Annotated in this window: 9 protein-coding genes; 6 read left to right on the top strand and 3 right to left on the bottom strand. The window is 54.5% G+C overall.

Annotation, left to right across the window (positions count from 1 at the left end; genetic code table 11):
- Positions 1 to 2 precede the first annotated feature (2 nt).
- The 6 genes from QZT71_RS02425 (at position 3) to QZT71_RS02400 (ending at position 9,896) form a co-directional block, all read left to right on the top strand.
- The gene (locus QZT71_RS02425; RefSeq protein ID WP_295911929.1) at positions 3 to 2,447 is read left to right on the top strand and encodes a PCMD domain-containing protein; all 2,445 of its coding nucleotides are present in this window, start codon (positions 3 to 5) and stop codon (positions 2,445 to 2,447) included.
- A 300-nt stretch (positions 2,448 to 2,747) separates the two neighbouring features.
- A complete protein-coding gene (locus tag QZT71_RS02420) occupies positions 2,748 to 3,917 on the top strand; it encodes a DUF4493 domain-containing protein (protein ID WP_295911927.1) in 1,170 nt (389 codons plus the stop codon).
- Positions 3,918 to 3,943: 26 nt separating this feature from the next.
- A complete protein-coding gene (locus QZT71_RS02415; protein ID WP_295911923.1) occupies positions 3,944 to 6,361 on the top strand; it encodes a PCMD domain-containing protein in 2,418 nt (805 codons plus the stop codon).
- Positions 6,362 to 6,384: 23 nt separating this feature from the next.
- Positions 6,385 to 7,188 carry a hypothetical protein gene (locus tag QZT71_RS02410; RefSeq protein WP_295911920.1) on the top strand — a complete coding sequence of 268 codons (804 nt, stop codon included), beginning with the start codon at positions 6,385 to 6,387 and terminating at the stop codon, positions 7,186 to 7,188.
- Between the two features lie 14 nt (positions 7,189 to 7,202).
- A complete protein-coding gene (locus QZT71_RS02405) occupies positions 7,203 to 8,204 on the top strand; it encodes a hypothetical protein (RefSeq protein ID WP_295911918.1) in 1,002 nt (333 codons plus the stop codon).
- 3 nt (positions 8,205 to 8,207) lie between these two features.
- Complete coding sequence (locus QZT71_RS02400; protein WP_295911916.1) at positions 8,208 to 9,896, top strand: PCMD domain-containing protein; 1,689 nt, start codon at positions 8,208 to 8,210, stop codon at positions 9,894 to 9,896.
- A 211-nt stretch (positions 9,897 to 10,107) separates the two neighbouring features.
- Here the strand turns inward: QZT71_RS02400 and QZT71_RS02395 are convergent, their stop codons facing one another.
- From QZT71_RS02395 to QZT71_RS02385, 3 genes are all read right to left on the bottom strand, one after another.
- Positions 10,108 to 10,803 (bottom strand): transglycosylase SLT domain-containing protein, encoded by a 696-nt coding sequence (locus tag QZT71_RS02395; protein ID WP_295911913.1) that lies wholly within the window; start codon positions 10,801 to 10,803, stop codon positions 10,108 to 10,110.
- A gap of 44 nt (positions 10,804 to 10,847) precedes the next feature.
- The gene (locus QZT71_RS02390; RefSeq protein ID WP_363150320.1) at positions 10,848 to 12,959 is read right to left on the bottom strand and encodes a putative porin; all 2,112 of its coding nucleotides are present in this window, start codon (positions 12,957 to 12,959) and stop codon (positions 10,848 to 10,850) included.
- Between the two features lie 84 nt (positions 12,960 to 13,043).
- The gene (locus QZT71_RS02385; RefSeq protein ID WP_295911908.1) at positions 13,044 to 13,778 is read right to left on the bottom strand and encodes a CDP-alcohol phosphatidyltransferase family protein; all 735 of its coding nucleotides are present in this window, start codon (positions 13,776 to 13,778) and stop codon (positions 13,044 to 13,046) included.
- Between the last annotated feature and the right edge of the window lie 62 nt (positions 13,779 to 13,840).

Genomic DNA, 13,840 nt, shown 5'->3' with positions numbered 1-13,840 from the left:
CCATGAAAAAACTCCTCCACTTTTTTCTATTCTACTCAGTAGCCTTCACGGCACTGACCGGTTGCAGCAAGTTCGATGAAACGGACACCACACCGGAACCCGGAAACGAATCATTCATCAAGGTTTACGCTGCCAACCCCAAAGACAAAGGTACCCGGGCAAATATCAATGTCGGTCAAAATGTTTTCACCGCCGAATGGGAAGCCGGAGATGCACTGGGCATCCTACCTGTCAAAGACGGCGGCACGGCAACGGTTCAAGCCACAGCCTTTTCCTATAACACGACCGATGCCGCATTCGAAAATACGACAATCGACGGTTTCGAACCCGGCAGCGGCAAGTACCATGCATTTTATCCCCATGCAAAGGTAACCGGCACCACGGCAAACATTCCATTCGGGAACCTGCGTACCCAGACCGGCAACATTTTTAACAGCGAATTCGACGCCTTGGTTGCCGAACCGGTCGCATATACCGCCAGCGACACCGAAGCGGGCAAAATCGACAACATACCCGTTACCTTCACCTTGCACCGGCTCACTTCGATCCTTAATTTTTCAGTTACAACACCCGCAGACAAAGTAAAATATCTGCTGCTGACCTCGGGAAAAACGGAGCAGCGACTCTCGGCGTCCAGCCTCGATTTCAGCCTCGAAGACGGTAGCAGCGCTACAGTACCAGCGCTCAACGAAAATGCGTCATCGAACGTCATCGCGCTGCAATATACATCCGGCACAGGCGCTGCCAACACCGTGGAGGCTTTCTTCAATGTTCCTGCCGGCAACTACGACAACCTGACATTCGACGTAATCACCAGCGACAAGCAGATTGGATCCGTCACCGTACGGCGCAACGACGACGCCAATCCGTTCAGGGCAGGCACGCTTTATAAAAAGGAGATTGCCGACATGACATTCTCTGCCATCACCGCCCCATCGCTCATATGGCCGAAAGAAGACGGAAAGGAAATCGGCGACATACACGACATCACATTGGATGAAACAGGCTCGAGCCTTAATTATTCCGCCGCTGTCAATATTGTAGTCCCGGGTGGTATTGGAGAACTGAAAGTCGACATCGACTCGCCGGCCTTAAACGAAATAGGTATTACGACATTGGATATTTTCAACGACACGGAAATTCCTGGCCTGGGTATTTTATATAAAGATTTAGAATTGAGTTGCGCAACAGATGTCCAATACCAGAAGACTTGTATATTCAATATCACGAATCTCGTTCCGCTGATTCTCGTACTCGATCAGATGGGCATCGAGAGCAGTAAAATCTATTGCCAGCATACGTTCAAGGTAACCGTCACCGATCTTGCGGGACAATCCACAAAGCAATCGCTGATTTTCGATGCATCCAAAATCGCTTTGACATCCGCAGACCCATGGGCCAACACGGCGACGTTCACATTGAAGAATATTCCCGCCGATGCCGCGTCAGTAAATGTATATTACAAAAAATCGACATCCACCACATGGCAGACCGCAACCGTCAATGCAGCCAAGACAGCAGCAACGATAGAACCGGAATGGGAAACAGTAGCCGACGCCTCGGTTACGCCGTGTTATCAAATCAATCCGGAGAAAGGCGTGTTCGCAAGCAACACATACGACTATAAATTATCTGTTGACGGCTCTGACTATACAGGGCAATTTACCATGAAACCCGGAATGACGATTGCCAATGGGAATATGGACACGTGGTATTTTAATACTAAAAATGCTTGGTATCCCCATTCAGATGACTCTACAGGCAACCTTTGGGCAACAGGCAATCCGGGAACATCTTTGATTACAGATAATGCGACAAAAACTAAAGTCAACTTAACCGTTCCTATAGATAATGGCACTGGTAAAGCTGCATATCTGAAATCACAACAAATTGACGGTAAATATATTGTATCTATAAATAAATTTGGTGCCGGAAATTTATTTGTAGGCGATTTTGGAAAAATCGTAGTAGTAGGAGGTCAAGGCGCTCAAGTCAAATTCGGAAAAGAATATGAATTTACCGCTCGCCCAACCGGCCTTAAGTTGAAATATAAAAACACGGTCGGCAATATTAATTATATCGGCAGTAAGACCGGTGTAACGGAATCGGACATCGATAAAGCCCGCATTTTCGTCTGCCTGTGCAACTGGTCGGGACAGCACACCGTCGATACAACCAAAGAATCGACCTATTTCGACCCGACAGATCCCGACAGGCAAGCCAGCGAAGGAGAAGTCATCGGGTACGGCGACCTGCAAATCGGCGAAACCCACGCAGAATGGACTGAAGTAACGATTCCTATCGTTTATAACGATAAAGTAAATAAACCGGGACACGATAAGAAATCATATCTGGTTATTTCCTGTGCTGCCAGCATCTATGGTGATTATCTTTGCGGAAGTACAAGCAACGATCTGACCGTAGACGACTTCGAATGGGTTTATTAATCACCTATCGACACCCGTTACACAAAATCTATACGTTATCCCGAACCTCCCTGCGACCGCGGGGAGGCTTTTTTGTCATATGCGCCGGCCGGCCGCATCAAAAACGGAACGGAATCGGACATATCGGAGAGGCAATCGGAGTTTTCATGATGAAATTCCGGTAGTTCGTTGAATTTATTTCTACCTTTTAGGAACTGTCGTTATTTTTGCACAATATTATGGCTATGTACTTTCCCCCAAAAGTCACGGCCAGAAATACCGTTGCGAAAGTAAATTCAAAACATCACTTTAATTATCGATATGAAATTATCCCCCACCCTCTTGGCGGTTCTCCTTGCGGCAAGCCTCCTCCTGACAGGCTGCAAGGACGAAGAACCCAATTACAAAAAGGATAACGGCGAGACTCCCGAACCGCCCCGGACAAGCGGATATGTGGATGTATCGAGCCTGGCCCTGCATATCGTCACCGACACGGAAACGATAACCTCGCAGACCCGCGCGGAGGAGGAAGCCCCGGATACGAATGATTTCTCCATCGCCATCTACGACGCCGCGGACACCAAAGTTCGGGAATTCAGGTACGCTGAAAAGCCCGCAACGGCCATCGAACTGCCGGCCGGCAGCTATACGCTCAAAGCCATCTCCGGCGAGATTCCCGAAGCAGGCTGGGATACGCCCGCCTATGCAGGGGAGCGGTTTGTTGCCATCGAGCGGGAGAAAACGGTATCGGTAACCGACCTCACCTGCACGCTCGCGAACATCAAGGTTTCGGTGGAATACCCCGCGGAGATCTCCGGCCAGCTCGGTGAAGACACCAAAGCCGAAGTCACCATCGGGGCGAACACGCTGACCATCGCCAAAGACGAAACGCGCGCCGCCTATTTCAAGGCACCGGCCCTTACCAACTCCCTGTCCCTGAAAATCACCGGCTCTTTAGGCCAGACCCCTATCGACATACAGGAAACGATCGAAGGGGTCAAAGCGGGCCAATGGCGAAAAATATGCCCGGACATCGTCATCGAGTCCCAGCCCGAAATCGTATGGAAAGACTATGACATCGACCAGCGTTACGACGTCGTCGAGAACATGGTAATCGAGGTTTCCATCACGGCCGGCAGCGGCATCAGCGGCCTGACCGTGGACATTACCGGCACCCCCGAATTCATCCAGGCCCTGGAAGATATGCAGCTCGGACAGCACCTCGATCTGGTCAATCCCGGAACTACGGAGGAGATGCTGAAAACCCTGGGCTTCCCCACCGGCGAGGATGCCAAACAGAAGAGCGTATCTTTCGATATCTCCGAATTCATTCCGCTGTTGAGCATGTTCGGCGACGGCGACTATGATTTCAAAATCACCGTCACCGACAACAGCAACAACACGACAATCAAAACACTGATGTTCCGCGTAGGCGCCACGCCTCCCGATCCGGGCACCGATTTCCCCGGCGGCGACATCGAAGATTTTTAAGTTATTAAGCACAAAACCACGCTACTATGAATTATCTCCATAAGGCAACCCTGCTCATCGCCGCCTCTGCATCAGCGTTCGTGAGCTGTACGGACGACGTCGAAGGGCCCACGACCTGCCCCGCCGACAAAACCCGGGTATCGTTCTATGCCGAAATCCCGGACGAAGAACTGACCCGTTCGAGCATTGAAATCGGAATCGACAAATTTACGGGCAAGTGGGATACGTCGGACAATATCGGCGTCAATGCGACCGCCCCGGACAAGGAGGAGGGACTTCTGAAATTCGCCTATGACGGCAATGCATTTTCCGGCAGCCTGACCTCGTCGGCCAAAGGCGCATGGAAATACCGGGCGTTCTACCCCTATTTCGACGGTACGGAAAGCGGCACAACAATGGCCTACGTTCCTTTCGGCGGCGCACGCACCCAAAACGGCAACGACTTCAACGGAGCCTACGATGCGATGGTAGCCGACATGCTCGAATACACCGACGCCGAGCCGGGCATGGACAACGCCGGCAACGCGGTACGGTTCTCCATGCACCGCCTGACTTCGATCGTCTACCTGGACCTGTCGACGGAAGATGCGGCTGTCAAATCGGAGAAAGTCACTTCGGTAACCCTCTCTGCGGACAGGAGTATCGCCGCGAGCAGCCTTATGTTCAAATACAACCTCGAGGGTAAGTTCGACCCGGCAGAAGCCGGCGCGAAACTTTCGGACGCCTCGGACGCATGGCCGTCGAATACGATCACCACGAGCTACGAAGCCGGGAGCGAACCTTCGGCCGCCGATTTCAAAGCGTTTTTCAACATCCTCCCCGGCGAATACGGCGTATTTACGGTTACGGCAAGAACCGAAAACCACAAGGCGTCGTTCACGGTAGACCGTACGGGCAAACCGCTCGAAACCGGTAAACTGTATAAAAAGGAGAATGCCCTGACCGGATGGGAAGAGCTGGCCGGGCCGTCGGCGCTGTGGATCGGCGACGACATCGACAAAGTGCATGAGATCAAAGACCAGATGGACGTACGTATCAGGATACTCGCTGACCGGGGCATCAAGCAATTCAAGGTCAAAATCGAATCGGCAGCCCTGACCGAGCCTATCGGGGGGGGGAAGAGTTTGCTGGAAGAAGTCGGATTGGCTGCTGAAATGGATTTGGTTAATCCCGCAACCGAGCAGATGGCATCGGTATTATCCGGTTTCGGATTTCCGGTCGGCGACAGGGTCGTCAACCAGCCGGAGGCCACGGTCGACATTTCGACGCTGGTTCCGCTGATTCTGCTGGTGTCCGAGAAGCCGTCCGAGAACCACACGTTCACACTCGAGGTGACGGACAACGCCGACAATGTGGTTACGCAGCCGATAAGATTCCACAGTTCACGCCTGAACGCGATTGCCTACAACGAGGACGCCGACCTGTGGAAAAACACGGCGACGCTGACCGCCGCCGTGGCCGCTTCGGATTTCGCCGATACGAAAGTGCAATACCGCATAAAAGGCAGCGCCGGCTGGAAAGACGCCGATTTGAGCGCACCGGATGCCGACGGCATGTTTACCGCGACCATCAACCCGGCTTGGACTGCCGGCCAGAATGCCGCCGGTATCGCAATCCACAACGTCGACCCGGCAACGGGAGTTTTCGCACGGAAAACCTACGAGTACCAACTCCTGATAAATTCGGGCACCGTGGCCTCGGGCGAATTCAGCACCGGCGAAGGGGATATTATCCCGAACGGCGATATGGAAGATGCGGCCCTGCCCTGTTTCACAGAAAACGGCAGCAAAACGACGACCTTCTGGGGCAGCGGCAATAACTCGCTGACCAAATCCCTTTGCACACAAGGTGCGGCCGGTGACAACCACTATGCCCTGATGCAGTCGTCGAAGCAGTTCGTGACAATCGCAGCAGGCAACCTGTTTACCGGAACTTTCAACTATGCAAGTATGACGGGTACGGTAAAATTCGGACAGAATTACACATATACCGCCCGTCCGCGCATGATGCGTGTGAAATACCATGCAAAAGTTGGAACTGTCGATTACAACAATGCAGGCGGGCCGCTGCAAAAGGGGGAACAGGATAAAGCGCGTATATTCGTAGCCATCGTCGATTGGGACAGCCAACATACGGTAGCGTCCAAATTCGGTTTCTCCGGCTCGAGTTGCACCGGCTCGTGGGATCCCGAGCAAGGGCCCGACGTCGTAACCGAAGGAAAAATACTCGGTTATGCATCGATGTGGCTCACGGAAACGACTGCGGGCGATGAGTTGGTTTCGTCGGACGACGCACTGGAAATCCATTGGTACGATACGGAAGCCCCGGCTCCCACCGGCAGCTACACAATCGTAATTTCCTGCGCGGCGAACGCCTACGGAGATTTCTTCAACGGATGCACGACCAATCATCTCTACGCCGATGATTTCGAATGGGTTTATTAATGATTAAACGAAAAGCATATCTTATGCACAAACTCAAACTATCGATGTTGTTCCTGACGTTGTGGGCAGCCATTCCGGTCTGCGCACAGCAGGCGGAAACGACAGTCCAGAATGCGGATACGCTCGTCCGTGCGAAAACTATCAACGAAATGCGGCAGGAACGCGGCCTGACCGATACGCACAACCTCTTCGTGCCGCGCGGACAGTGGATTTTCGGAGGTACGGCCTCCTATTCGACCCACTCGAACGAAACCTACCGGTTCCTCGTGGTCGAGGGAATCGACTCCAAAGGCTACACGTTCCGCGTCAGCCCGATGATCGCCTATGCTTTCCGCGACAACATGGCGCTCGGAGGACGTTTCATCTATTCGCGCTCGCTGCTCAAGCTCGACAAGGCAGACCTGAACCTCGGCGGCGAGGATTCCGACCTCAACTTCGCGGTGAACGACTATTACTCGCTGCGCCACAGCTACTCGGTGGCCGTTATCTGGCGGCAATACATTCCGCTGGGCCGCAACAAACGTTTCGCGCTCTTCAACGAGATGCAGCTGGCGGGCGGAGGCACGCAGGCCAGCTTCGCCAAGGATTCCCCGGTGAAAGGCACCTATGAAACAGGGTATACCCTGTCGCTGGGCATTTCGCCCGGCATCATCGCCTTCGCGACGAACAACATGGCCGTCGAGGTCAACGTCGGCGTAATGGGCATCACGTACACCCATACCAAACAGGTGCACAACCAGGTGATTGTCGGCAAACGCGACGTCAGCATGATGAACTTCAAGGTCAATATCTTCTCGATAGGCCTCGGCATGGCATTCTATCTCTAAAAAACGGCACGCACATGAAACGAATTATACTTCCCATCTTATCGGTATTCATCACGCTCGGTGCCGCTGCGGAAACCGGACACGCCCTTCCCGCCGCACGGCAGGCCGGAACGGCGGCCAGCGAAGAAATACGGCCTGCGGCGGACGAAACCGCAGCCGCACGACAGGAACAGGCCGCAAAGGACGACGAAACCGCGGCTGAAAAAAGCAGGCCGGCCAACGAAGCGTATATGATTCCCGCTTCGGCGAGCGTCACCCCGAAAAAGCAGAAGCAGCCCCGTGTGGAGCGCTTCCTGCCTACGCGCAAACGCATGGACCGTGAAATCAACAAGCTCAAGTTCGCCTACAAGGGCGAAGTAATGGTCGGACTGACCGCCTCGTACGGCACGCTTTCGAGCGACGACACGGACATCATGCTCATCCTGGACAATATCAACGCCGACGGCAGCGTCGCTACGGTCAAGCCCTTCATCGGCTATTTCTACCGCGACAACAACTGCATCGGCGTCCGCTTCGGCTACCGCCACATGGGCGGAACGCTCGACAACTCCTATTTCGACGCAGGCGAGGGCAACGACCTCTCGGGGCAGCTGCCCTACATCGACCTTTCGAGCGACAACTACTCGTTCGGCATCTTCCACCGCTCGTATGCGGGACTCGACCCCAAGGGGCGTTTCGGGCTCTTCGCCGAATTCGAACTAGCCCTCTCGACAGGTACCTCGAACTTCGCCTACGACCCCGACCACAAAGAGGGCGGAGCGCCGAATCGTACGTACAGTGACAATACGCAGGTAAAACTTTCGTTTAATCCGGGAGCAGCCGTCTATATCTTCCCCAACGTGTGCGCGACGATTTCGTTCGGGTTGGGAGGCATACAGTACAGCAGCGTAACGCAGAAAGACGCCGACGGCAACAAGGTCGGCTCGCGCAAAGCCTCGAACATGCGTTTCCGGCTCAACGTCGCAGCCATCAATTTCGGCATGACGATACATTTGTGGGACAAGAAAAAGCAGTAAACCATGAGATACTTACGCATACTCTTTTCAGCCGCAGCGCTTCTTTTCGCCGCTTCGTGCATCGAAAACGACGTACCGTACCCTACCGTCGAGCTTAAAATCGCGAACGTCGAGGGACAGGGTTTCACCGTGTCGGGCATCAGCCTCGTCAACCGCACCGTCACGCTCGCGCTGGACGAAAAGACCGATATCCGCAAGGTCAGCATCGACAAGGTGACTTTCGACACCGACACCTCCAATCCGATGATGAACGACCGGGAAAAATTCACCGACCAAATCCGGACTTCACAGCCGCTGACCGGCGAGTTCGATTTGCGCTCCCCGCTCTACGTCACGCTCTCGCTCTACCAGGATTACCAATGGACAATCCGGGCCGAACAGCAAATCGAACGGTCGTTCACGGTCGTAGGACAGATCGGCTCGACAGAAATCGACACCGAAAACCGCACGGCCACGGTACTCGTAGCCGAGGGCACCGACCTGAAAGCCATTACGGTCAGCAGCCTCAAGCTGGGGCCTGCCGACATCACCGACTATTCGCCCACGGCCGAGGAGCTCTCCGCGACAGGTTTCGAAACGGTACGCCTGGTCGACGTCACCTGCCACGGCATCACGGAACGCTGGATGCTCCACGTCGAAACGACGAATGAGAAAATCGGCATCCGGGAAATCGACCTCTGGCACAACACCGCAGTCATTACGGCCGTAGTGACCCCGGAGGAGTACCGCGACGCCGAAATCCAGTACCGCCTGAAAGGCACGGACGAATGGCTGGCAACGCAAAAGGGCGCGCTGAACGAAAGCAACATCTTTACGGCCGCAGTCGCCCCCGAATGGACGAGCCTGACCAACGAGGCGGGCATACCCGTCAAGCGTCTGGTAAACACCAAAGGCATCTACGCCGGCAAGACCTACGAAATCCGCCTGCTCATCGCAGGCGAGCAGAGTAGCATCACCGAATACCAGATTCCCGCGGGCGACACCATTCCGGACAGCGGCATGGAAGACCCTGCACTCTCGTGTTTCACGATGAGAAATGAGAATGCGGAATTCTGGGCCAGCGGCAACAACACATTCGCGGAAAAACTCTGCACACAAGGGACTTTCAACGGAATGGGCGGCAGCCACTGCGCCATGCTGAAAGCCGCAAGCCCCGCTATCGTCGACCTTGCCGCAGGCAACCTGATGTCGGGCATATTTTACAAGGACGGCCTGACGACGGGCGTCGTGGAGTTCGGACAGCCTTACAACTGGACGGCACGCCCCACGGGCATGAAAGTGAAATACCACGCAACGCTCGGCATCGTCAATGCCAGCAAGCATGCCGGGGCTCCTATCGGCAAAGGTGACCCGGACAAAGCCCGCATTTTCGTCGCCATCATCGACTGGAACGCCCGGCACCGGGTCGCTTCGGGCACCAAAGCCCCCACGGGCACCTGGGATCCGGCCGCAACCACGGCGACCGACGAGGGCAAACTCATCGCCTACGGTTCGCTGTTCATCGACAAGTCGACCGAGGGCGACCGGATGACGGAAGTTACGCTGCCGCTCAATTTCTACGATTCCGATGCGGCGCGTCCCACGGGTAAATACGGCATTATCATCTCCTGCTCCACGAGCGCCTACGGGGACTTCATGGTCGGATGTACGACCAACGTGCTGTACGTGGACGATTTCGAATGGGTCTACTAAACCGCATTGCGGCGGGCTGCGCACCGGGTTTCGCTCCGGCAGCCGTAGATTACTGGCGGGCAAGGCGAAACAGTCGCCGCAAAGCGCCCCGGAACGCCGCTAAACCCGACCGACCGGCAGGATGCCCGACCGGTATAAACAGAAAAGGCTGAACCCGACGGGGGTTCAGCCTTTTCTGTTTTCGAATTCTTATTTTTCCTGCCGACAGGGATTACCTCACGGCAATCCGGCAGTATTTGTCGTAGCGTCCTATCACGTCGTTCACATAGGCCAGCGTCTGCCGGCTGCCGGTGAAGCGTCCGCATTTGACCACTTCGCTTTCGTAGTATTCGGGGTCGGCCTTGAGTTGCAGGTAACGGGCGACCACCTCCCACGAGTTAGGGTTCTCACCATTGAGCCGCGCCAGGCGACGTGCATCGTTCACATGGCCGATACCGCTGTTATACGAGGCCAGGATGATACTCATGCGATCTTTGTCGGAAGTTCCGGCAGGGAACCGGAGCGTGCTCATAATCTTCGACATCAATTTGTTGGCCAGCCAGATATTGGTTTCCGGATTGGCAATCCGTTCGGCGGGAACGTCGAACTGGCGTGCTACCGAGGGCATGATCTGCATCAGTCCGCGTGCCCCGCTGCGCGAGGTGATGTCGGGCGTGAAGCGCGATTCATGATAGGCGATGGCACTCATCAGGCGCCAGTCGTGCCCCTCCTTTTCGCTGATGTTGCGAATGATGTTGTCGTAGGCCGAAATCACGTAATCGCCGTCGCGAAGCAGCGAATTGGCGTAACCGGCCGAATTGTCCAGCAGCATGTCGTCCGTCACGGGTGCGCTGAACTGGGCGTTAAAGCCGTAGAAAGTCGTCAGAATTGTTAAGAACGCAAAAGTTAAAACTGTCTTTTTTAACATAAACGGTTGTTTTGCGGGCAGTTCACACCGCGCAGAACAGGACGCTAATCATAGAAACCCCATGAGATACCGATCTTAAACATGCCCGGATTGAGCGGATAGTCCGCCACGGAGAAATACTCCCCGTTGCCGAGCAGGCCCTTGTTTACATGCTGATATTTCAGGAATATCCGCATTCTCTTCCACTTTCCCATAACGAAAGCATCCATGTAGGGGTAATTCCCCACTTCGATCTCACGCTGGTTGTAATAGGCCGACAGTGCGGGATTGTAACCGGGCGCATAATAACGCGAGTTATAACGTCCGTCCAATCCGATCTGAAGGCGAAGCACATTGCGCACGACCCAGAATTCGTAATAATACGAGAGGAAGGCGCTAAAAAGCGGAACGGGTGCAACTTCTTGATTCGTACTCCACTGCAACAATACCCTGTTGTCCAAATGAAGTCCGCCGAGGCGGAAATCTTTGCGAGCGTACACACTCGTGAGGCTTACGCTTCCGTTGTGCTGGGCGATGTTGCTGTCCGAACCGTAATAAATCTTGTCGTTGACAATGCCCTGCCATGCTCCCGCTTCAAATGCATAATCGGGAACCGAAAACTTCGCCTCGAAGCGAGTTTCATTCTCCTTACTCAAAGGAGTGGACCACACAAAGTGGTTCGAGAAAAGATTCTCCTGCCAGTAGTTGGGCGAACGCCGGTCCATCGAGAACCGGCCTTCGAGAATCAGGGGGTGTCCGCGGAGATAGCCCGTCAGCGCCAGATGGGCGCCTATGGTGAGATCCCCGCCTCTGTATCCCGACGGGTAGAACTTGAGGTTCGCATCCCAGTCGACATATTTTTTTATTTTGCCTCCGACGGAGCCGTATGCGAAGTAACTGGTTTTGTTGACTTTCGTATACTTTCCCGTCAGGTAGTCGTTCATTTCGAACTGCGAGTAGGTATGCATGTCGATACCGATACCAGCATCAATCGTGCCGACCACCCCGTTGCGATCCCAGGGCTGCGCCTGGACGAAGAAGCGGTTCGAGATGACGCGCTCGTAAATCGAGTCGCGGGTCTGGGTCGGGTTGATATACCAGTTCTGGTAATACTGCATCGTATCCGCCACGAAATTGCCCTGGTCGTCGCGGTGGCCGCGCTCGTTGATGTATTCGGCATACTTGTCGGTATAGACCTTGCTCCAGGAACTGTACTGGAACGAGTGGCCTATGAAGACCGTCGAGAGGTCTGCCAGCGAAAAGTCCTCGTCGGTAACCCGCTGCAACGGAAGCGCATAGGACTGCGTGATGAAAAACGCGTTGTTGCGGTAGGTATTCTGCGCCTCGGCATCCGAGAGCTTCATCGGCACGCCCGAGGGCATCTGGAACGTCGTGTCGGCAATGGCCCACAGCCCGACCACACCGCCGTTCTCCTGCTGTTCGATATGGTTGTTGTAATAGGCGGCATGCACCGAATAACGTTTGCCCGTATGGTTGAAAGCCACCGCGAGGTTGTGGTTTTTGGTACGCGACCAGATATACTGTCCGCGCGTTCCCCGCGCCTTGTAATCGACATTGAAGCCCGTCGAGGGAGAAATGTTCTGCGCATGCATGATGTTGAAGTTCTCCTCGCGGAAGCGTTTCTGCCCGGACTCGATGTAGGTCATGCGGATAATCGGCCGCTTGGAGTTGTAGAACCACACGTTCTCCATGTCGTAAATGTAGGCGTAATAGGGACTCGCAAAACTGAAGTCAAAGAACTGCGGCCGCCGGAAATAGTTCATCGGAAGCGACGTCTGTCCCAGGGCCCCCTGCGCCATGTCGCCCACCTCTTCACGGTAGAACGGGTAGTCGATGCGCCAGTCGGTCAGCGTGGTGTCGAGCGGGCCGATTTCCACGCGGTTGTATTCGCGCTTGACGTTCCAGCGGAAGTTGTTCAGGGCGCGCACCGAATCGCTGAAAAAATAGGATTCGAGCGGCTTGCGAATACGGCGCTCTTTCTTGGTCGTATCCTGCGGCTGTTCCTGGCCCTCTTCCCCCTCCTCGCCGGTCTGCTCATAGGGATTGGTTCCGTACATGCTTCCCGTCTGTCCGCGCTGCTGGGCGCGCATCAGCGTCTTGGCATCGAAACCCTGCGAACGGACAATGCCGGGGACTGCGAGAAACAGACCGAGCAAAGCTGTCAGCAATATTCTATTCGGCAACTTCGTCATAGAACGCAAATCCGCGGCAAATATAATTAAAAATTTTAAAATACACAACTATTCTTCGGCACAAGCGCCTGAACGACGGTTCCTTAACATCAGCATCCACCTTACGGTCGACATGACGATATAGAGCAGGATGATAATGGGGACAGCCGGGATGCCCAAGGCAACCAACAGGACAACAGACAGGGCAATAAAAATATAACGGATCTCGTTGCCTTTAAAGGCAAAACTCTGAAACTTGAAAGCGAACATCCGAACAGGCGAAATAAGCAGCCACGACATGGCCGGCACCATCAGCAGCACCCAGCCCCCTTGGTTGAAACCCGTCTTGGCGTCCATCCAGCCCAACGCAACGAAAAACAGCGCATTGGCGGGGGTCGGAAGGCCGCAAAACTCGGTATGCTGCGTTTCGTCGATATTGAACTTCGCCAGCCTCAGCGCCGAGAAAGCCGTTACGAGGAAACAGAGGGCGCTGCCGCCGTAACGCGACCAGGCATCGGCATCCGCAGGCAAGGAATTGTTCCACAGGACGAAAAGTACAGCCGCCGGGGCGAACCCGAACGAAACCATGTCGGAGAGCGAGTCAAGTTGTACACCGACGGCGGACGGGCACTTAAGCAGCCGGGCGACGAAACCGTCGGAATAGTCGAAAACACCCGCGGCGATCGTGAGCCAGAATGCCAGCGCAAGGTCGCCGTAAACCAGTGCCGAAACCACTGCGAACGAGCCGCAAAGCAGGCTCGAGAGGGTCAGCAGATTGGGTATGGTGAAGAGTCTTATTTTCATTCCGGATGAAAAAATTTTATTCCTAACAATAGGCGGCAAAGTTACAAAATATTTTTATCTTT

This window comes from uncultured Alistipes sp., assembly GCF_902388705.1.
In the GTDB taxonomy this organism is placed as follows: Bacteria; Bacteroidota; Bacteroidia; order Bacteroidales; family Rikenellaceae; genus Alistipes.
This window is presented reverse-complemented; position numbering and strand designations above follow the sequence as displayed.